1 pseudogene is annotated in these 847 nt (G+C 46.5%); it reads right to left on the reverse strand.

From position 1 onward, the window contains the following. Window positions 1-743: pseudogene (locus tag FE839_RS24535) on the reverse strand (IS5 family transposase); the annotation flags it as partial. Window positions 744-847: the final 104 nt, after the last annotated feature.

An 847-nucleotide genomic window follows, 5' to 3' on the forward strand; every position in this document is an offset into this window, starting at 1 on the left:
TTCTTTCAATGCTGCAAAGCTACGTTCTACTACATTGCGCTTTTTATATAAGTGGATATCCAGTTTTCGGCGTCCATCACGGCTGGCTTTCTCATTACTTTTAAAAGGAATAACTGCCTTGATTCCCTTCAATTTCAAACTAGTACGAAATTTTTTACTTGAATAACCTTTATCCGCCAGCACTGCTTTTGCCCGGGATTTCAGGCACCCACTTTGACGAATAATGCCGACCCGGTTGAGCAGAACTTGTGCATACTGGCTCTCGTGGGCTTGTCCACCACTCAGGCAGAAGCTTAATGGCAATCCTGTCCCGTCTGTCGCCAAATGGATTTTGGTGCCAAAGCCGCCGCGAGAGCGACCCAGCCCATGGTCGTTGATGTCATCGGGATGTTTTTTTTCGCACCTGCCGCTGCTTTCAGGGCCCTGATATTACTGCCATCAAGTGCAATAACATCCCAGTCAACCAACTTTTTTTCATCCAGAATCTGGAGTAATTTATTGAAAATACTGTTCATTATTCCAGCCTTAGACCATCGGTTAAAGCGGTTATAAACCGTCTTCCAGTGACCGTAACGTTCAGGCAAATCTCTCCAGGGAGCGCCGGAACAAAGCACCCAAAATATGCCATTCATGACATGTCTGTGCGCGAAGTAAGGACGGCCACCTTTGGAGGACCCGCTTTCAGCAGGCAACATGGGAGAAATTATCGCCCATGCATCATCAGGGAAATCGTAACGAGCCATGTTAAAGGTACTTTTGTGGTCAAAACAGGTGCCTGATTGTACAAAAAACAGTTACGGGACACACCCTAGATAAAGCTTTTGCTGAAGCCAGTATCGGCCGGTTT

The organism is Klebsiella indica (assembly GCF_005860775.1).
Taxonomy (GTDB): domain Bacteria; phylum Pseudomonadota; class Gammaproteobacteria; order Enterobacterales; family Enterobacteriaceae; genus Klebsiella; species Klebsiella indica.